Source organism: Rhodothermaceae bacterium (genome assembly GCA_009838195.1).
In the GTDB taxonomy this organism is placed as follows: Bacteria; Bacteroidota; Rhodothermia; order Rhodothermales; family Bin80; genus Bin80.
This window is the reverse complement of sequence record VXSC01000018.1, coordinates 108,052-127,348: the sequence shown is the minus strand read 5'-3', so window position 1 is coordinate 127,348 and position 19,297 is coordinate 108,052. Positions and strand designations below refer to the sequence as shown.

Below are 19,297 nucleotides of genomic sequence, written 5' to 3'. Positions count from 1 at the left end.
TTGACACAGCATAGGTTCACACGCCCAGAAGATAATTCCTGATATGCTTTTTCAGACAGACCGGTACGTGACGGCTTTTACGATGCGCTCCGGGTCACAAAGAAAAATGGTAATTAGCGCATAAACAACCCACCATTGACATCTATGGTCTCGCCGGTGATGAAGGAGTTTTCGATCAGAAGTTTTACCGTCTGCGCGATATGATCACTTTCGCCATTGAAGCCCACAGGTGTATCGTTGGCCATAGCAGCCAATTTTTCGTCAGTGGAATAGCGATCATGAAATGGTGTGAGAATCACACCAGGAGCAACCGCATTGACACGAATGTCCGGGGCAAGCTCACGTGCCGATCCACGCGTGAACGAGTCCATCGCTCCTTTTGCGGCCCCATACACCGTTGCTGTAGGCGCACCATGCCGCATTGCAATGGAAGTCATGTTCACGATGCTGGGTGAATTTCCTTTCCGTAACAATGGAACACACAGCTTTGTAAGCAACATCGCCGAATAGGTATTCAGTGTAAAGATGCGCTCCATGAGTGACCATGTCACCTCTTCAACCAGGTGACGCTGGAGCAGACTTCCCGCGTTATTGATTAATACATCAAGGTGTTCTGTAACACGGTTCACCTCCTGCATCAGGGAGTAACACCCGGCTTCGCTCATGAGATCAGCTTGGGATGTATAGGCAGTGCCACCCATAGCCTGTACCTCTTCCACCACGGGTTCAATCGGGGATTGGTTATGGTGAAGAATTAAGGTATTGCCCTTGGCTAGGCACCGAGCCGTTTCGGCACCTATGCCTGTACTGGCACCTGTAATCAGAATTGTGCGTCGCATGGTTATGATTGAATGAACTAGACCCTAGATCTGGGAGCAATGGAATCGTCAGAAAAACACTGACGCTTTAAAATAGCCCTGCCGCTTTTAACTCGACTCTACCCTTTGAAGATCATATAGTATTCCCAAGGATTTCACTGCTATGTGCAAGCTTTAGATGTTTTCGAAATTAGCAAAGCCGAAATTAAGAATCCTCAGAAAAAGCCTCCCGGCGTGACCCCTGTTTCTCGGAAAGACTGGAACCTAAACGCTGCATGAGAATTGGTATTCTCCCGTTGGGGACCAGCGTGGATTAGACCGGCGTACGTACGCTACTTTATGTGTACAAAGCAGTTGATCACGTTTCGAATCCTATCGGTGTTTCTAAACGTGGTTCTGACCGACCTGTCGTAAGCCATTGCGATGTGTACGAGGAATCGACAAAATAAAACAGGTTTAACAGATCGATAACATGCTATTTTTCCCATATGAACCCCTTGTCCTCGCAGTCTACTCATTTGTCCTCATTGGAGTTATATACTGTGGAATTTCAATAATCACCCGGCGGGTTTCTCGCTCCGTAGAACAAAGCGAGGCCAGAATTATGACCTCTATTGCACAAAGTGATGCCAGACTTGCAGCTTCCCTCAATAACATTGAAAATGAGCAGAAGGGGACGAATGCATAAGTGCCATGTGGGCAGGTGTTGTGTGTCAGGAACCGACACGGTAGATCAACCTCAAAATTATTTATGACCTAGGTCCTTTTGGAACCCTCATGATCTCCATCATCGCAGTCGTTTTACTTGTCAACTTTGGAATTCTGTACGGCATTAGTTTACTGATCAACCGGAAGGTTTCTCGCTCCCTACAACAAAGTGAGGCCAGAATTATGACCTCTATTGCACAACGCGAGACCCGACTTGCAGCTTCCTTCAAAAACACTGAAAATTAACAGAAGGTGACGGACGTTTAGGCGCCGAGTGGGCGATTATTGTGTATCCGGAACTGGTAAGACAAAATAATCTCAAAATCATGTTCAGTCTAGGTCCTTTTGAAATCATTATCACCCTCCTCATCATTGCAGTCCTTCTACTTGCCATCTTTGGAGTTCTGTACGGAATAATCTTACTGATCACCCGGCGGGTTTCTCGCACTATTGAAAAAAGCGAGGCAAGGATATTGGACTCCATTGCACAAAATGAGGTTAGACTTTTAGCTTCCTTCCAAAATGTTGAACCTGAACAGAAGGGGACGAATGCTAAAACACCGAGTGGGTAAACACAGGGACTCGTGGTTCACGCACTTGACCCGAAAGGAATCTTATTGAACCTCTTACCCTCACCTCATCTGTTGGCTGAAATTATCAACGCAGTTGAACCCCGATGGAGTCTGCCCAGACCTCCCAACGATGCTGCAAGCTAGAAGCAATCTCCGGAGCTTCCGCAGCAAGGTCATACAATTCCGTTGCGTCCAATGCAAGATTATAGAGCTCCCACTCAGCGCGTCCGCGGTCCCAAACCAGTTTCCAGTCCCCCTGACGGATCGCACGATTCCCAATGTGCTCCCAGTACAGGGTACGATCCGGCCAACTGTACTCGGGCGTATCCAACAGTGGCAATAGGCTCTTTCCATCGGAATGAGGCAAGGTGGCCCGAGCAACCTCGGCAACCGTTGCCATTAGATCTATGACATGGCCGGGCTCGTCAATAATTCTGCCTGGCCCTCTGATGCGGGCAGGCCAGTGTGCGATCAGGGGAGTCGCGATGCCACCTTCGTGTACCCACTGCTTATAAAGCCTGAAGGGAGTATTCGAGGCATTCGCCCATGCTTCCTCATAAGCCAGATATGATCCTCGCTCGCCTGCATGTGTACTTGGGTCATGCAACCGGCGCCCATCCACACTCTCGGCACATCCACCGTTATCTGAGAGAAAAATCACCAATGTGTTGTCCAACGCATCCGTAGACCGCAACTGATCGATCACCCTCCCAATCCCCTGATCCATACGATCCACCATCGCGGCATATACGGACATGCGTAGCGCCCAATCATTTCTGTCGATCATATCCTGCCAGGCAGGCAGCCTTGGGGGCCTGGAAGAAAAAGCATACGTTTCATCGATCACTCCCAATTCCTGCATTCGTGCATAGCGATCCTGACGCAGCACGTCCCATCCCTCTTCGTACTCATGTGCATATCTGGCAATATCTTCGGGGAGTGCATGTAAAGGCCAATGTGGAGCAGTGTAAGCCAAATAGAGCAGGAACGGCTTCTCAGATGGGTGCGACTGAAGAAATTCAATCGCTCGGTCCGTGAATGCATCCGTCATATAGAACCCCGAGTCTGGTGGGCTCCAAGGATCATCATCCAATACCATTTGCCGTTTGCGAGGCTGGTTTTCGATGATCTCGTAGTAACTGCTCGCACCGCTGATTAAACCGAAATAACGTTCGAACCCGCGCGTGCGGGGCCAGTGCTGAGGGCGCTCTCCGACATGCCATTTCCCGGACATATAGGTGCGGTAACCAGAGTCCTGAAGCATCTCCGCAAGGGTCAATGCCGATTCGCTAAGATAGCCCTGATAGGGTCCCGTCGTCAGCTCGCTGTCAACGGAAGACACCATTGCCCCCATCCCGACACCGTGCGGATAGCGGCCGGTCAACAGGGAAGCTCTTGTCGGGCAGCAGCGTCCCGCATTATAGAACTGGCGGAAACGGACTCCATTTTCCGCCAACGTGTCAAGAGTTGGCGTATGGATTTCGCCTCCGTACGCTCCGATATCCGAATATCCCAGATCGTCCGCCAGAATGATCAGAATATTCGGACGCTCTGGCGATGTTTGGCAGCCTAAAACCCCAGCTACCACAAGAAAGAAACCAATTCCCCAGAATTTTTTGAGTATCATGTTCTATTGAATCCTGCTATCAGAAGGAATCTAATACTTCGAGGATTAATACAAACCTTGATGGGATCTAAATCACCAATAGCGCTGCTGACTCAAACAGATATCGCCCGGATTCTTGAAAAAGAGTTAGGGGACCGGTTTGCACGCGATGATCGAATCCTAGTGATCATCCCGGATGCAACGCGTACGGCACCACTGCCTACAATCTTCCCCTTGGTCTGTGATCTTCTACTGGAACGGGTCGCGGCTCTGGATTTCCTGATTGCACTTGGAACCCATCCGCCGATGAGTGAGCAGGCTCGGCTAGCACTTGTGGGAATCTCACATGCTGAAAAATGCGGCCGTTACTCGAGCGTCAATATTTTTAATCATGCATGGGCTGACCCGTCAGAACTGATCACCCTGACAACCATCCCGGATGAAGAGGTTTTTTCAATCACCAGAGGACTGATCAAACGCCCACTTCCTGTAACAATCAACAGAAAAGTGCTTGACTATGACGTGGCCCTGGTGTGCGGGCCGGTTTTTCCACATGAGGTGGCGGGGTTTTCAGGGGGAAACAAATACTTTTTTCCTGGAATCAGTGGACCGGAAGTGATTGACTTTACGCACTGGGTCGGTGCCCTCATGTCCAGCCGTGCGATTATCGGCACGTATGACACGCCGATTCGCCGGTTGATCAACCGTGCGGCCAATGAGCTTCCTTGCAATCGCGTCTTCATGAATCTGGTTGTGCAGGACGATGGTTTGGCCGGAGTGTACATCGGGGACGATGAGGATGAATCCTGGTTGAGAGCAGCCCGGCATTCTGCTCAACTACATATCACGTGGATGAAAAAGCCAGTTTCTCAGGCATTCGCAATCATCCCGTCCATGTATGATGATCTATGGACAGGAGCAAAAGGGATGTATAAACTGGAACCGGTTATTGCCGATGGTGGCGAAATCCTCCTCTATGCCCCGCATATTTCAGAGCTCTCGTATACCCACGGCACACTCCTGGATACCATCGGCTTTCACGGCACGGACTACTTCAAAGCAAACTGGAATCAGTATCGTCATTTTCCGTGGACTGTTCTTGCACATGCGGCACATGTTCGTGGGCAAACCACCTATAAGGATGGTGTGGAAACCCCTCGCATCCGTCTTACACTCGCCAGCCAGATTTCCAAAGAACGATGCGAAAAAGTTGGACTTGGATACCATGACCTAGACTCCATTGACCTTCGCTGGTGGAGAAACCGAAAGGATCCAGATTATCTGTACGTACCCAGAGCCGGAGAGCATCTGTATAAGCTTGATTCTGCGAAGACCTAGACATTTTCCTACCTCGCCATCCCGGCTGACCCCTGAATTTGCGACATCTCCGCAGTGGTCCAGAAAATTATTTTAGTTCCGAGGTCTTGAGCAGAATGCCATTACGGCCAGTTCAGGAATAAACCTGCAGATCCGTTCAGCAATCGCCCAAATAAAAGAGCCTGTGTTATATTCCTTGCTGACGATGAAAGAAATCATTGGATTTATTGGTCTCGGCATTATGGGCGGGGGTATGGTGCGCAACCTCCTGAAAGCCGGTTTTGAAGTGCATGTCTGGAATCGGACCTCCTCTCGCATGGCACCCATTGAGGCCGCTGGAGCGAATGGAGCACCCGATGCTGCAACCGTGGCAGCACGGTCTGATATCATCATCCTCTGTGTGAGCGAAACCCGCGATGTTGAAGAGGTACTGTTCGGAGAAAATGGAGTTGTACATGGTGCTAACGCCGGTTCACTGATCATTGATACCAGTACAATCAGTCCTCAGGCGACCGTCAGCATGGAAGCCCGGCTTCATACAGCGGGATTGCGAATGTTGGATGCACCCATCAGCGGCGGCAGCGAAGGCGCGGCCAATGGAACCCTGAGTATCATGGTCGGTGGGGACAAATCTGACGTGAAGCGTGCGATGGGTGCGTTGGAGGCAATGGCCAGCCGGATTACGCATGTGGGAGGCACAGGAGCGGGCCAGATGGTGAAGCTCGTAAATCAGATCCTAGTGGTGGGCACCATGATGGCTATAAGCGAAGCTCTCCTCTTTGCACAGAAAGGAGGGCTGGATCTGGCAAAAACGCTGGAGGCTGTCGAACATGGAGCAGCGGGCAGCTGGATGCTCAGTAACCGTGGGACCCAAGCGATCGTGCGAGATTTTGAACCCGGATTCACAATTGACCTCCAGCAAAAGGATTTGCGACTGGTTCTGGAGGCAGCCGATGCATTGGGCATTCCCCTGCCAATGACCGGCCAAATTTTTCAACTCTATCGCAGCCTACAGGAGCGAGGACTCGGAGGTGAAGGAAATCATGCACTCATCATGGCACTTGAGAACCTAGCTGGCGTGCAAATTGGTACACCGGACTAATGGCAACCGTATTTGTTGGTACCTATACTCAGCGACTTGACCATGTCAATGGGCGTGGAACAGGCATTTACACCTATTCCTTCCGCGAAGGTGGGCTTCGGCCAGAGAATGCGTTTCGTGGGCTTCCGAGTCCCTCGTACCTAGCTGTAGACGCCGCCCGTCAGCGACTTTACGCGACAAGTGAAACACTGGAGTTTGACGGTTCGACTCAGGGCGCCCTGCAGGCGTGGGGGTGGGATGCCAACCCGGCAATTATTGAGCCGCTCGGCCATATCGGTACGCAAGGAGGTGCTCCATGCTATGTCAGCATCAACGAAAACCACCTCTTGGCTGCCAACTATGTGGGCGGGTCTGTCACCGCCGTAAAATTGTCCGATCACGGTGGGCTTGAGCAGATTGCAAGGCACGTACAACACACGGGATCCGGGCCAAATCAAGCACGACAGGAAGCCCCCCATCCACATGCAATTGTTCCTGATCCAACGGGTAAATACTGCCTCGTTCCAGATCTGGGCACAGATCAGGTATGCGTGTACCATACAGATAATGGGAGCCTGAGAGTTTCTGGTGATCCCTTAACAATTCATCCGGGAGCAGGTCCAAGACATTTGGTCTTCCATCCCTCTGGAACGACTGTATACCTGCTCAACGAACTGGATTCCTCTATTTCAATTCTTTCCTGGAAAGATGGCCATTTGGACGTACTGAATACCGTGGACGCCCTACCCCGGGAGTACACCGGGGAGCGGTCCGGCGCAGATATCCATGTCCATCCAACTGGACGATTTCTGTACGCGTCACTACGCGGCCCGTCCAGTATTGTCTGCTTCCAGATCTCAGGTGATGGGGGGTTATCAAGCCCCGCGTGGTTTTCGACTCACGGAACAACTCCCCGCAATTTTGCTCTGGATCCCTCTGGAGAGCATTTGATCGCTGCGAATCAGGATTCGGATACGCTAGTCGCTTTTCGTATTGATCAAGAAACCGGGCATCTTGCTGGACCCAGTCAAATTGTACATGTACCCAGCCCTGCCTGTGTCAAAATCATTCAATGACAAAGGTGTATGGGATGATCTATTTGTGTCCTATTTTGTACTTTCACTTACGCAATCAACCTTTCGCTATGAAGCAATCTAAACACTGTGATTATACCCGTCGCGACCTCCCCTCCCCGATGGCGGGGACGACCCTGACATTCACTCACTCAAACAGCTGTCAAAGATGAAAGACATCGGTGTTGTTGTTGCGGGAGCAGGCTTTATCGGTCCGGTTCATGTAGAAGCCCTGCGTCGTCTCGGTATGCCAATACGAGGCATTTTAGGTATAGATCTTGAAGAGTCGGAGGCTGCCAGGGCAAACCTCGGCCTGCCTCACGCCTACGGCAGTTTTGATGAGGTCCTCTCCGATCCGACCGTCCGGGCTGTTCACCTGGCTGTACCCAACGTTATGCATTACGAATTCTCGCGTCGGGCGCTCCTTGCCGGCAAACATGTGATGTGTGAAAAACCGCTGGCAATGAATGCGGAAGAGGGAAAGGAACTGGTTGCTTTGGCCAAAGAGAAAAACCTGCACGCCGGAGTATGCTACAATATCCGCTTCTACCCGCTGAATCTTGAGGCACGTGCACGCGTCCAGAACATGGGAAAAGTATACAGCATCGTCGGGCGCTACGTTCAGGACTGGCTACTCTACGATACCGACTTTAACTGGCGCGTTTTAAGTTCTGAGGGAGGTGCCCTGCGTGCTGTCTCAGACATTGGCACCCATTGGATGGATCTAATCTGCTCAATTACTGGTCTCGAAGTTGAGTCTGTATTTGCAGATCTAAGCACGATTCATCCCATCCGAAAGAAACCGAAAGGTGGAGTCGCTACATATACTAGTGCTGAAGGGCAAGAGCTGGAGGATATTCCCATCGATACAGAGGACTGTGGATGTGTGATCCTACGCATGGAAGGCGGCGCACAGGCAGTACTTTGGGTATCGCAAGTGACCGCTGGACGCAAGAATTACTGCACCTACGAGATTTCAACCGAAACAGGGTCCCTCTCATGGTGCAGTGAGCGTCCGAACGAATTATTCATGGGCCACAGGTCCAAATCTAATGAGTTGCTGGCACGTGACCCCGCCCTGATGGATGCTACGGTCCGCGGATTCAGCAACTACCCCGGTGGCCACAATGAAGGCTTCCCCGATGCATTCAAACAGTGTTTTCGCGCCTTTTATGAGGATATTACATCGGGTGCAGACCCTCAGTCGGCACGCTACCCAACCTTCGCAGATGGTCTCCATACGATGGTTCTCTGTGATGCAGTTTTGGAGAGCCATACTAAGCAGAGGTGGGTTCACCTCTGAGTTCGATCTTTTTGCAACACACATACACAAAATCCCTAGATAAATGAAAGCGGCATTCTTCTTGCTCACACTCGGACTCGGCGTTGTGCTGGCAGTCCACCTAGCCATGAACGGACGCGTTGGCGCAGCCGTTCAGAATCCACAAATGGCCAACGCCCTCTTCTGGTGCATCGGCGCGGTCACCGCCATTGTTGTGGGCTTGACCGCTTGGGATTCAGAATTTTTTGGTCGCCTGCAGGATGTGAACCCGGTACTGCTCACTGCAGGGATCATGGGCGCACTCCTTGTCTTTGCGATTGCCGCCATCATTCCAAAGGTCGGTGCAGGTGCGTTATTCATGTCACTCCTTGCTGGACAGGTGGTTACTGCAATGGTGCTATCCCATTATGGCTGGCTGGGTTCACCCGAACAACCGATTACCTTAATCAAAAGCCTTGGCGTAGTGCTCTTGCTCGGTGGTGCTGCGATTGTGACCTTTGTTGACTGATGGAGATGGATCAGCAAAGACTTGGAAATACTGACGTACAGGTCAGTGCACTCTGCTATGGAACAGACCTGATTGGCAGCCGCGTAGACGAAACCCAATCCCACACACTGCTGGATCTATTTGCGGACCACGGAGGCACGTTTATCGACACTGGTAACTTCTACGCAAGTTGGTACCCGGGATGCGTGGGAGGGGAGAGTGAGAGCACGATTGGACGCTGGATGGCGGCGCGAGGCAATCGCGCCAGGATGGTGCTCAGTACCAAACTCGGATTCGATTACCCTGGATGTGAAGGTGGCTTGAGTGCCTCGGAGATTGAATCAGAGTGCAACAAGAGCCTTCAACGCCTCCAGACAGACTGTATTGACGTCTACTATGCACACAGAGATGACTTCGAGACCCCGGTCGAAGAGACCATGGAGGCATTCCATCGCCTGGTGACTGCCGGAAAAGTGCGCATCCTGGGAGCGAGTAATCTGTGGCTTTGGCGAGTGGCAGAGGCAAATATGCTGGCCGCCCTACAGGGATTTACGCAATACAGCGTGGTTGAGCAGCGGTATACCTATCTGCGGCCGCGGCATGGCGCAGATTTTGGACCGCAAATATGTATCACTGACGACATGAAGCGGTTCTGTACTCATCACAATATATCGCTGATTGCATACTCAATTCTTTTGCAGGGCGCCTACTCCCGTGATGACCGCCCTGTGCCTGCACAATTTGCAGGCCCGGAAGCCGACGAACGCCTAGCGGCGCTACAGTCTGTAGCTTCGGAGACCGGCTCAACCGTGAATCAGGTCATCATCGCCTGGATGCGACAGAGTGATCCACCGGTGCTCCCGATCATTGGAGGAAGCAAGGAAGAGCAGGTTTTGGAGAACCTGGCCGCTTTGGACTTGAAGCTATCTGAAGCCCAGATGGAGCACCTTACAGACGCAGGAAACCCCGATGTAAAGAAAGCGTGGCTGAGATAAAGGACAATGTCAAACCTTACGTGCTTGCCCCCATAAGGCTTCGAGAAGATCATGAGTCGAGGCCAGCCAAGGCGTAGGGATTCTTTGCCCCGGCTCGCTACGCAGTAATCCGAATAGACCGTTATACCGATTGAACCATGACCTACTTCCTCCGCTCCACCCTGACACTGCTTGTTCTTCTGAATCTGACTGTATCTGCCCATGCACAGGAAATCATATTTACACCCGTAAAGATTGATGGCCCCGTACATGATCCTCTCCAGAACAGTTACTGGTTCGGACCCTTTTCAGAAACCGCATCTGTTGCTGATCTTGACAACGATGGAGACTACGATATCGCAGCAGGGCGAAACTGGTACGAGGCCCCTCTGTGGATTAAGCACCTGAACTATCGCCCAGGAGCTGAAACCAATGGCCCGGAAACGGAAAGCAACAGCGAATTTGCGCTCGATGTTGACTTTGATGGATGGGAAGATATCGTGAGCAGCGGATGGATGTTCATGAAAGGAGCCTACTGGTATCGTAACCCTGGAAGGCCACTTAATCCAGGTGAGCAATGGGAATCACACAAGATCCATCAGGCCTTTAATATGGAAGGAGTCGTGCATGGAGATATTGATGGGGATGGAGACGAAGATATTCTGGTCAACCACTGGAGCCTAGTTGAAGGACAGGGGATGACATGGCTCGAGCATATTGACGAACCCCCGTACTGGATTGAGTACATTGTTGGAACCGATGGAGATACCCATGGCAACGCACTTGGGGATCTGAATATGGACGGCCGCCTCGATATTGTCACGGGCCTGGGCTGGTACGAGCAGCCGGACGATCCGCGCGGACCTTGGCCCTTCCACGCCGACTGGAATTTTGAAAGTGCCCTCTCCGAAAAAGCAGGAGCAACCGCACATCCGAATATCGTACATGATGTCAATGAGGACGGCCTGAATGATGTCATCCTTGGCAGTGCGCATGCATATGGGCTCGCCTGGTACGAACAGTCCGTAGACGCCTCTGGCACACGATCATTTACAAGGCACTGGATTGAAACCGATTTCAGTGTTTTCCACTCACTGGCGATGGGAGACCTCAATGGGGATGGAAAAGATGATCTGATTGCGGGTAAGCGCCTATTTGCACACTACGGAGGAGATGTCGGTGTCGGAGATCCATCTTTTGTGTTCTGGTACGATATCAAAGGTGGCGAATTTCAGCGGCATATTCTCTCATACAATCATGTCCCGTATTACCCGGATGAGGGAGGGATCAGCCCACCACCCAATAATGTCGTTGGCGTCGGAATGAAGATCAATGTGAAGGACATGGACAAAGATGGCGATCAGGACGTGGTCCTTGCAGGGAAGACCGGGCTTTATGTGTTCTACAACCAAGGAACACCGCCGAAGCCCCGCTACGCGAATGAACTTCCCCCTCGTTATACCTACCCAACGTGGCGTGAATGGCCAGCATATCGCGCGCTTTTCAATGGGAAGGATTTCTCGGGTTGGAACGTACCGGAAGGAGACGGGGGGCACTGGACCGTCAAAGAGTACATGATTGACTACGATGCCCTCTCCGAAGCAGAGGACAAGCACCTCTGGACGACCGAAAAATTCGGTGATTTACAGTTGCATGTGGATTGGAGATTCAAAGGTGCCAGTGGAATCTTTGACATGCCGACAATCCTTCCGGATGGGTCCTACCAGATGGACGAGGATGGCACCATCATGACCACTCCTACTCCTAACTCAGACTCCGGTATATTTTTGCGCGGCACCACACAACAGGTAAATCTCTGGAACTGGGGGGTTGGCTCCGGTGAGCTCTGGGGGGTACGTACAAACCCTGATGCAACACCTGAGCAACGTGCGGCAGCCGTCCCCCGCATGCGTGCAGATCATGCGATGGGAGAATGGAATTCCATGGACATTACCCTCATCGGTAATCGAATCTGGGTCATGCTGAACGGGAAGCAGGTGATTAAGAACGCCGAAATCCCGGATCTCCCTGAGCGCGGCCCGATCGCTCTGCAGCATCACGGAGGATGGGATGAAACGCTGAATGCACTGAATCCGACCAGTTCCAATATTCAATTTCGGAATATCTGGATTCGGGAACTGGAGCAGCCAATGGCTATCGAAGATCCAGCAAAAGATCCTGAGGGATGGGAAACCCTCTTCAATGGGGAGGACTTGAGCGGCTGGCTAACCGGAGAGAACAACAAGTTTGTCGTTGAAAACGGGGAGCTTACTGTGCGGCGGGAAAACCCGGATGGGCAGGAACACAATCTGGATTACCTGTGGACAACCGAGCAGTATGGGGATTTTATACTGGAGCTGGATTTCAAGGTAATCGAAGGGACCAATAGCGGCATTTTCTTCCGAACCAGCGACATCATGGATCCAGTCTATACCGGCTTAGAGGTACAGGTGGCCAACTCCTATGGCCGACCAGACCTGAGCCGTACCGGAACCGCAGGAGCGATTTATGATTTGCAGGCACCGGCCAAGAATGCCATCAATCCCCCCGGAGAGTGGAATACCTACCAATTGACCTGCCGGGGCAGCCGGATTCAGGTGAGACTGAACGGAGAGCATGTCATAGATATGGATATTGCAAGGTGGCGGACGCCGCATGCAAACCCGGATGGGTCATGGAACAAGTTCCCCACGGCGGGAACGGCATTTGCACGCGAAGGACACATCGGCCTTCAGGACCATGGGCAACCAGTATGGTACCGCAATATCCGGGTAAAACGACTCGACTGACATGCAAAACGTGATAAAAGCAGGCCTGGTCGGATTGATCGCGGCCGCGATTATCGGCGTTGATGTTACAGATGCGGTGGGACAGCACGGCTATGACGTGCTGGTATTTTCCAAGACCGAGGGGTTTCGGCACAACTCTATTGAAGCCGGTGTGGAGGCGATCAAAACTCTCGGAGCCGAACATGATTTTGGGGTGGTTGCAACCGAGGATGCAGACTATTTTCGTGCAGACTCCTTGCAACGTTTTCGCGCCGTGGTTTTCCTGAATACCTCGGGGGATGTCTTTGATGCTGATCAGGAGGAAGGACTGATGACCTATCTCCAGTCAGGAGGAGGATGGGTCGGCATTCATGGTGCTGCAACGACCGAATATGACTGGGAATGGTATGGTGGCCTTGTTGGCGCGTATTTTTCAGACCACCCGGATGTCCAGCCAGCAGACATCGTTGTAACTGACCGATTCCATCCTTCGACCAAAGGGCTACCCCCACTTTGGAATCACACCGATGAGTGGTACAACTATCGACTGAACCCAAGAGCCAACGTCCATGTACTGGCGGTGGTTAAAGAATCTTCTTATGAAGGGGGAGCAATGGGAGACGACCATCCGATTGCCTGGGCGCACCATTACGATGGGGGGCGTGCATGGTACACCGGACTCGGACATACGGTGGAAAGCTACGATGACCCACACGTGCGCTCTCATCTACTCGGAGGAATCCAGTGGGCGGCGGGAAACATAGAGGCCGATGTGACGGCGACCCTTGCATCCGCTTATGACGAAGTGGTTCTCACTACTGAGCTTACTGACCCTATGGAGATTGACATTACCTCCGACGGGCGTGTCTTCATCATTGAGTGGGCTGGGACCGTCAAAATTTGGGAGCCCGGAACTGGAAAAATGCGTGTAATCGGGTGGCTACCAGTGGATAAAAAGATTGAGGATGGGCTCTTGGGACTGGCACTAGATCCCGACTTTGATGAGAATCAGTGGGTCTACATCTACTATTCTGTGATTTCCGATGGGCCTAAAGTAAACCGCCTCTCGAGGTTCGTCTACGACGGTCGCATGTTGGACATGGACAGCGAAATCCCAATGCTGGAGGTCCCGGTCCAGCGCGTTAAGTGCTGTCATTCCGGCGGTTCCATCCAGTTTGATAAAGACGGATTACTGTATTTGTCGACCGGGGACAACTCTGGGGGTGATCGGAATGACCCCGATCCAGACCTGAGACGAATGTCGGATCAGGGACGCTCTTCTGCCAACACGAATGATCTGCGCGGCAAGATTCTCCGAATCAAGCCCGAGCTAGACGGTACCTACACGATTCCTGAAGGCAATTTATTCCAGGCGGACTCTCTGCACCGCGGAGAGATATACTCAATGGGGCACCGAAATCCCTTCAGAATCTCAATTGACGATTCAACGGGGTGGGTATACTGGGGAGACGTGGGACCTGGTCTCGTGGGTGGCTGGGATGAATTCAACCAGGCAAAGGAACCCGGTTTCTATGGCTGGCCACTCTTTACGGGCTACAATGACCCGTATACGCACTACCACTTGGCAGAACAGGAATATGTCCAGCCGGATACCAGCCGCCCGGTCAATGAATCTGAGTATAACACCGGCGCACGCGAACTCCCAACGGCACTCCCCGCATGGATTCGTTATTACTATGGCCCCAGTGAGGAATACCCTGAGCTAGGTGCCGGAGGCCTAAATCCGATGGCCGGCCCAACTTTTCACTTTGATCAGGCGAACGCATTGGACACCGCTCTTCCCCCATACTACAACGGGAAGGTCATGATTTACGAGTGGATGCGTAACTGGGTGAAGATCGTCTCCATTGATGAAGATGGAGATGTCCTGGAGATTGACCCATTCCTGCTAGGAAATGACTATATCAGACCGATGGATATTGAAGTGGGGCCACGCGGCCGACTCTATGTCATTGAATGGGGAGATCAGTTCTGGGGAAGCAATGCGAACGCGCAGTTGGTTCGATTGGACTACTATGGTACCTCGGATCAACCAGATCCAGCCGTCCCTGAATCCCCTTCGGCACTGCCGTTGAGTCTGGACTGGCCACCGGACGGCAGCATATTTGATTTTGACTCAACCTACACCTATCGTGTTACCGTGCACGATCAGGCAATCGAAGACGAAGTAGCCGTCCATGTGTTCAGCGGGTTTGACACCTCTCCAATTCCATTATCTGACCATTCTGGACCGGAGGGAGAGTTTTCAATCACTCGGGCCTATACGCATACTCCTCCAATACACTATGTAGATCGTTTCGCACTCATCAAGGCGTGTCTGGAGACTTCCTGCCGAAATATAAAATTGCATCCCCGTTTGAAAGAGGCCGAGCATGTTACCAGTTCGGAAAAATCAGCCCGGGAAACCTATGCTACACACCCTGCTAGTAGGGATTGGAGGGGAACGGTACTTAGCGCGATGCCTCTTGAGAATGGATCACGGCTTACGTATGCTCCGCTGAATCTTCACGGTATGGACGGTCTTACCTTGCGTTTTCGCACAACCGGCACGGGTACACTCCGATTCTCTGCCGACACTCTTGAAACTGTTTTGGCAGAAATTGAGATCTCACCGGACACTGGCGAGCCCATCACACCGCACCAAGCAGAGTATGTTGCTGGTGTATCCCCTGACTTTCCGGGGATGTCATCACTGCCCAAAGGAGCCTATGACAACTGGCGTGAGGTCACACTCCCGATTGTCCCCAGTGAAAATACTATCACACTAATCCTTACCTTTGAGTCTGTAGAAGAGGACCCGGTCATGGAACTTGACTGGATTCGGTTCAATGGTCCTGGTCTTGCACAGTAATCACAACAAATTCAGTACAATACGATGCGCACATCTCGCCGGAGTTTTTTAAAGACAAGCGCTTTAGCCGCTGCCGCCCTTCCCCTGTCCACCCGAGTCTGGGGTTCACCTCGGAAGGAGCTGTTTAAGATTTCACTTGCTCAGTGGTCACTCTACCGTTCCATTTTCGCTGGGAAAATTGACAACCTGGATTTTGCCTCAATTGCGGCGGAGAATGGGATATTGGGACTGGAATATGTGAATCAATTTTTTATGGAGAAGGCGGAGGACACCGACTATCTGAATGAGATGAAAAAACGTGCCGAGGATGTGGGAGCAACGAGTATTCTTATCATGTGTGATCGTGAAGGAAATTTAGGGGACCCTGATGCCAAGCTGCGACGCGAGTCCGTAGAACGACACTTTAAGTGGGTGACCGCGGCCAAACATTTGGGATGCCACTCTATTCGGGTCAATGGTTACAGCGAGGGGAGCTACGACGAGCAAATGAAACTGGTTGCAGATGGTCTACATCAGCTTTGTGAGTTTGGGGATGAGCACGGCTTGCATGTAATCATCGAGAACCACGGCGGCTACTCGAGTAATGGAAAATGGCTTGCCGGCACAATTGAAATGGCAGACCACCCCCGTGCCGGTACACTCCCCGATTTTGGGAATTTCCGGGTTGACAGGGAGACAACTTATGATTCGTACCGCGGGGTAGAAGAGCTCATGCCCTATGCAACCGGAGTGAGTGTGAAACCCAATGTGTACGATGATGATGGCAATTCCAGCCCTCTGGACTATGAGCGCATGATGCGGATCGTTCTGGCGGCTGGCTACAACGGGTACTGTGGAATTGAGCATGGCCCCGAGGATCGTGAAATCGAGGGAATCCTGGAAGTAAAGGCCGCACTGGAAGCTGTGCACGAAACGCTCGCAGCTGAAATGGAGTAGCGGACTCTGATAGAAGCCCGCGCTCAAGAGCGTTTAACTGATGGATTGACGACCGGGAAGGTTTGGAGACTCAGGAATCTCGAGTCTCTTCGGGAGCACGTTCAATCCAGATCGTTACCGGTCCATCGTTCACCAAAGAAACCTGCATGGACGCACCGAAGCTGCCGCAGGCAATGGGACGTCCCAGCTCGCTTGATAGTTTGCGCTTAACATACTCATACAGGGGCTCAGCAACCTCAGGTCGAGCAGCTTCTATGAACGAAGGCCTGTGTCCTTTCGTGGCATTTCCATAGAGTGTGAATTGAGATACAAGAAGTATATCCGCATCAACATCTCGAACGGACAGATTCATTTGTCCGGCATCATCGGGGAATATGCGGAGGCTTGTACACTTGCGTGCCAGCCAATCTGCTTCCGCTTGACGATCCTGTGAATGAATTCCCAGGAAGATGAGCAGGCCTCGGCCAATGCTGCCAACTGTGACATCATCTACGATAACTGAAGCTTTTCGGACACGTTGTACAAGAGCAATCATCCAGCCTGCAGTTTATTGATGAAGTTCGCCAGCCTTATCGCACTCTGCGCCCGGTGGCTGATCCTGTTTTTCTCTACTCTGGAAAGTTGTGCCAGACTGACGTTGAACCCCTCTGGAATAAAGATTGACTCATAGCCAAAGCCTCGGGTAGACAGGGCAGACCGTGCAATACATCCATTAAGATGTCCTTCAAAGTAATGAACGCCTTCAGGATGTGCCAAAGCTAATACAGTGCTAAACCGGGCCGTACGATCTGACTTATCGGCGAGTAGCTCAAGCACCAGAGTGCGATTCGCCTCCGCATCCGCCTGTTCACCCGCAAACCGGGCAGAGTGTACACCGGGTCGCCCGTCCAGCGCATCAATATAAAGACCGGTATCGTCCCCGAGTGCCCAAAGTCCGGTATGCCTTTGAGCACTCAAGGCTTTCAGTGTTGCATTTCCTTTGAGGGTCGAAGCGGTCTCAGGTACTGGAGGAGCACCTAGAAAAGCGGATAAATCAAGAGTCTCAACGGATGCAGAGCCTAGAAGTAGTTTCAGTTCGGCTGCTTTGTGAGTATTCCGCGTGGCCAATACCAGCCGCAGGAGAGAGGGAATAGATGCCATATTTGTGTTTGACACAGAGTAGTCCAATAAGTTGTTCTGGTCGCGATCTTGAAGTATTTTGGCAGCACCATTCGGTAAAGTAATCCCTGATACATCAATCATCATGACCAGATACTACTTGGTTCACATTTTGACCATCTTTCTCGTTCTTCAGGTCAGTTGTCAAAACCCCGAGGAAACTGTAATTCAGGATAATAGTGCCTCTGAACATACGTTGGGTTCAAATAGCATGTCAGGCTCAATGTCTCAGGACCCCACTTCGTTGAAACGTTCACAGATGGAAGAGTCAACTGGGAGCATTGAGGGTTTCATTCGGGACGTTGACGGCAATCCCATTGGTCAAGCTACTCTACAAATTGACGGATCAAATTCGGGAGCGGCAACAGCATTAGATGGATCTTACGTATTGCATCGAATTCCGCCGGGTTCGCACAGATTGGTTGTCACAGCACCGGGTTATAGGCTTGAGTTGTCTGTAGAGATACTTCCAGACTCCACCACCGAATTTAACGTTATCCTCTAAAGCTGCTCCATGTGGATCCAGGCTGGCAATTATCCATGCGAAATAGTACTCCGACTCCACTATTGGTCTACTTAGTGGTCTTTTTGTTGGCGGGTTGCCGTTCGCAAGAGTCAGCAGTACACACAGTCCGCTCACCAACCGTGCCCTTCGACGAATTATTCGTGCTAGAGGATACAGTGCAGCTGGACTCAGCTATCCTAATTGGACAGATAGCATTTATTGATGTCAACCCAAGTGGCGAGATTCTAGTTACGGACCATCAGGCTGATATAACCTATCTATTCTCTTCGTCAGGTGACCATCTACGATCTTATTCCGCGTTTGCGTGTCTGTCTGACGACGTGTTCTTTTACCCATGGAGCACCAGATTCCTCGGCAATGAACACGTAGTAGCCATGCAATTCGCAGGGCCAGCCGTTATCTTTAAAATGGACGGGAGTTGTTATGCCAACACTAAAATGTTGATGCCCTACGCAAAGGCAATTTGTATACAGGAAGACTCCATATTTGCACAACAGGTCTGGATTGAGGAGCAAGCCAAGGCCAACGTGTATTCGCCAATGCTTGAGAAAATTGAAGAAATCCTCATTGAGCCACCACGCCTGATTTCTCTGAATATGAACTATGCAGGGCAGCGGGGAAGAACTATTGATTGCTTTGACGATGGGCCATACTATGTTTATGCCGAAAGTATGGACGCGATACCTGTCCGATCCAGTTCGTCTGGAATCCAATACAGACCTGATTTTTTCCAGTGGAGGCCCGAGGATCTGCCCGATGCTCCCCCACATGACATTAACATGCGAAGGCGGCAGAAAGAATATCCATCTACCATTGCGGTCTTTGCACTGGATGGATCAACCCGAATGGTATCCTATTCAGACTTGGAAAGTCAGTGGCACTCCGGCGATATTAATGCGGATCGACAACTCGGTCTAAGCATCTCCAGCAATTCGGGACACTTTCCGGCACGCAGCACGATCACTTCTGTTTATCCGCAAGGAGCTGGGAATGGATACTTCTATGCAGTTGGTGAAAACGAAATGCTTTCCGACGGGAACTACGGCAACCCGTTGATTCTTCGGTATAAATTCATCCCACCCGGTGAAGAGTAACCTGGCACGTTGCGCAACTGCGCAT

General features: G+C 51.5%; 17 protein-coding genes. 13 read left to right on the top strand and 4 right to left on the bottom strand.

All coding sequences use genetic code 11. The features are described from left to right. Positions 1-113: 113 nt before the first annotated feature. A complete protein-coding gene (locus F4Y64_03615) occupies positions 114-839 on the bottom strand; it encodes an SDR family oxidoreductase (protein MXX96686.1) in 726 nt (241 codons plus the stop codon). A gap of 451 nt (positions 840-1,290) precedes the next feature. Between F4Y64_03615 and F4Y64_03610 the strand changes: the two genes are divergently transcribed. Together F4Y64_03610 and F4Y64_03605 are read left to right on the top strand one after the other, a co-directional pair. Continuing rightward, positions 1,291-1,506 carry a hypothetical protein gene (locus F4Y64_03610; protein ID MXX96685.1) on the top strand — a complete coding sequence of 72 codons (216 nt, stop codon included), beginning with the start codon at positions 1,291-1,293 and terminating at the stop codon, positions 1,504-1,506. A 346-nt stretch (positions 1,507-1,852) separates the two neighbouring features. Beyond that, a complete protein-coding gene (locus tag F4Y64_03605) occupies positions 1,853-2,098 on the top strand; it encodes a hypothetical protein (protein MXX96684.1) in 246 nt (81 codons plus the stop codon). A gap of 85 nt (positions 2,099-2,183) precedes the next feature. On the opposite strand, the gene F4Y64_03600 is transcribed toward F4Y64_03605, so the two are convergent. Continuing rightward, the gene (locus F4Y64_03600; GenBank protein ID MXX96683.1) at positions 2,184-3,638 is read right to left on the bottom strand and encodes an arylsulfatase; all 1,455 of its coding nucleotides are present in this window, start codon (positions 3,636-3,638) and stop codon (positions 2,184-2,186) included. 147 nt (positions 3,639-3,785) lie between these two features. On the opposite strand from F4Y64_03600, the gene F4Y64_03595 reads away from it, so the two are divergent. The 9 genes from F4Y64_03595 to F4Y64_03555 all read left to right on the top strand — a co-directional run bounded on the left by F4Y64_03595 (position 3,786) and on the right by F4Y64_03555 (position 16,494). Further along, positions 3,786-5,042, top strand: a complete 1,257-nt coding sequence (locus F4Y64_03595) for a DUF2088 domain-containing protein (protein MXX96682.1) — start codon at positions 3,786-3,788, stop codon at positions 5,040-5,042. Between the two features lie 184 nt (positions 5,043-5,226). Further along, positions 5,227-6,123, top strand: a complete 897-nt coding sequence (locus tag F4Y64_03590) for an NAD(P)-dependent oxidoreductase (protein ID MXX96681.1) — start codon at positions 5,227-5,229, stop codon at positions 6,121-6,123. Next, entirely contained in the window at positions 6,123-7,178 is a 1,056-nt protein-coding gene (locus F4Y64_03585; protein ID MXX96680.1) for a lactonase family protein, read from the top strand. Before F4Y64_03590 ends, F4Y64_03585 begins: the two co-directional genes overlap by 1 nt. Positions 7,179-7,344: 166 nt before the next feature. Further along, positions 7,345-8,478 carry a Gfo/Idh/MocA family oxidoreductase gene (locus F4Y64_03580; GenBank protein MXX96679.1) on the top strand — a complete coding sequence of 378 codons (1,134 nt, stop codon included), beginning with the start codon at positions 7,345-7,347 and terminating at the stop codon, positions 8,476-8,478. 43 nt (positions 8,479-8,521) lie between these two features. Further along, positions 8,522-8,965: a DMT family transporter gene (locus F4Y64_03575; protein ID MXX96678.1), complete on the top strand. Its 444-nt coding sequence runs from the start codon at positions 8,522-8,524 to the stop codon at positions 8,963-8,965. Further along, on the top strand, positions 8,965-9,939 hold the full coding sequence (locus F4Y64_03570; GenBank protein MXX96677.1) for an aldo/keto reductase: 975 nt from the start codon (positions 8,965-8,967) through the stop codon (positions 9,937-9,939). Before F4Y64_03575 ends, F4Y64_03570 begins: the two co-directional genes overlap by 1 nt. 137 nt (positions 9,940-10,076) lie before the next feature. Next, entirely contained in the window at positions 10,077-12,707 is a 2,631-nt protein-coding gene (locus F4Y64_03565; GenBank protein ID MXX96676.1) for a DUF1080 domain-containing protein, read from the top strand. 1 nt (position 12,708) lies between these two features. Continuing rightward, positions 12,709-15,558, top strand: a complete 2,850-nt coding sequence (locus F4Y64_03560) for a hypothetical protein (GenBank protein MXX96675.1) — start codon at positions 12,709-12,711, stop codon at positions 15,556-15,558. Positions 15,559-15,582: 24 nt separating this feature from the next. Further along, complete coding sequence (locus F4Y64_03555; GenBank protein MXX96674.1) at positions 15,583-16,494, top strand: sugar phosphate isomerase/epimerase; 912 nt, start codon at positions 15,583-15,585, stop codon at positions 16,492-16,494. 70 nt (positions 16,495-16,564) lie between these two features. Here the strand turns inward: F4Y64_03555 and F4Y64_03550 are convergent, their stop codons facing one another. Beyond that, positions 16,565-17,029, bottom strand: a complete 465-nt coding sequence (locus F4Y64_03550; GenBank protein ID MXX96673.1) for a D-tyrosyl-tRNA(Tyr) deacylase — start codon at positions 17,027-17,029, stop codon at positions 16,565-16,567. Continuing rightward, positions 17,026-17,634, bottom strand: a complete 609-nt coding sequence (gene rdgB, locus F4Y64_03545; GenBank protein MXX96672.1) for an RdgB/HAM1 family non-canonical purine NTP pyrophosphatase — start codon at positions 17,632-17,634, stop codon at positions 17,026-17,028. Before rdgB ends, F4Y64_03550 begins: the two co-directional genes overlap by 4 nt. Positions 17,635-17,737: 103 nt before the next feature. Here rdgB and F4Y64_03540 point away from each other — a divergent pair, with 103 nt between their 5' ends. Both F4Y64_03540 and F4Y64_03535 read left to right on the top strand, forming a co-directional pair. After that, positions 17,738-18,157 carry a carboxypeptidase regulatory-like domain-containing protein gene (locus F4Y64_03540; GenBank protein ID MXX96671.1) on the top strand — a complete coding sequence of 140 codons (420 nt, stop codon included), beginning with the start codon at positions 17,738-17,740 and terminating at the stop codon, positions 18,155-18,157. 464 nt (positions 18,158-18,621) lie between these two features. After that, positions 18,622-19,272 (top strand): hypothetical protein, encoded by a 651-nt coding sequence (locus tag F4Y64_03535; GenBank protein ID MXX96670.1) that lies wholly within the window; start codon positions 18,622-18,624, stop codon positions 19,270-19,272. Positions 19,273-19,297: the final 25 nt, after the last annotated feature.

Excerpts from the sequence above, each read along its gene's own strand:
- F4Y64_03615 (MXX96686.1), bottom strand. The coding sequence starts at position 839 with ATGCGACGCACAATTCTGATTACAGGTGCCAGTACAGGCATAGGTGCC.
- F4Y64_03610 (MXX96685.1), top strand. The coding sequence starts at position 1,291 with ATGCTATTTTTCCCATATGAACCCCTTGTCCTCGCAGTCTACTCATTT.
- F4Y64_03605 (MXX96684.1), top strand. The coding sequence starts at position 1,853 with ATGTTCAGTCTAGGTCCTTTTGAAATCATTATCACCCTCCTCATCATT.
- F4Y64_03595 (MXX96682.1), top strand. The coding sequence starts at position 3,786 with ATGGGATCTAAATCACCAATAGCGCTGCTGACTCAAACAGATATCGCC.
- F4Y64_03590 (MXX96681.1), top strand. The coding sequence starts at position 5,227 with ATGAAAGAAATCATTGGATTTATTGGTCTCGGCATTATGGGCGGGGGT.
- F4Y64_03585 (MXX96680.1), top strand. The coding sequence starts at position 6,123 with ATGGCAACCGTATTTGTTGGTACCTATACTCAGCGACTTGACCATGTC.
- F4Y64_03580 (MXX96679.1), top strand. The coding sequence starts at position 7,345 with ATGAAAGACATCGGTGTTGTTGTTGCGGGAGCAGGCTTTATCGGTCCG.
- F4Y64_03575 (MXX96678.1), top strand. The coding sequence starts at position 8,522 with ATGAAAGCGGCATTCTTCTTGCTCACACTCGGACTCGGCGTTGTGCTG.
- F4Y64_03570 (MXX96677.1), top strand. The coding sequence starts at position 8,965 with ATGGAGATGGATCAGCAAAGACTTGGAAATACTGACGTACAGGTCAGT.
- F4Y64_03565 (MXX96676.1), top strand. The coding sequence starts at position 10,077 with ATGACCTACTTCCTCCGCTCCACCCTGACACTGCTTGTTCTTCTGAAT.
- F4Y64_03560 (MXX96675.1), top strand. The coding sequence starts at position 12,709 with ATGCAAAACGTGATAAAAGCAGGCCTGGTCGGATTGATCGCGGCCGCG.
- F4Y64_03555 (MXX96674.1), top strand. The coding sequence starts at position 15,583 with ATGCGCACATCTCGCCGGAGTTTTTTAAAGACAAGCGCTTTAGCCGCT.
- F4Y64_03550 (MXX96673.1), bottom strand. The coding sequence starts at position 17,029 with ATGATTGCTCTTGTACAACGTGTCCGAAAAGCTTCAGTTATCGTAGAT.
- rdgB (MXX96672.1), bottom strand. The coding sequence starts at position 17,634 with ATGGCATCTATTCCCTCTCTCCTGCGGCTGGTATTGGCCACGCGGAAT.
- F4Y64_03540 (MXX96671.1), top strand. The coding sequence starts at position 17,738 with ATGACCAGATACTACTTGGTTCACATTTTGACCATCTTTCTCGTTCTT.
- F4Y64_03535 (MXX96670.1), top strand. The coding sequence starts at position 18,622 with ATGCCCTACGCAAAGGCAATTTGTATACAGGAAGACTCCATATTTGCA.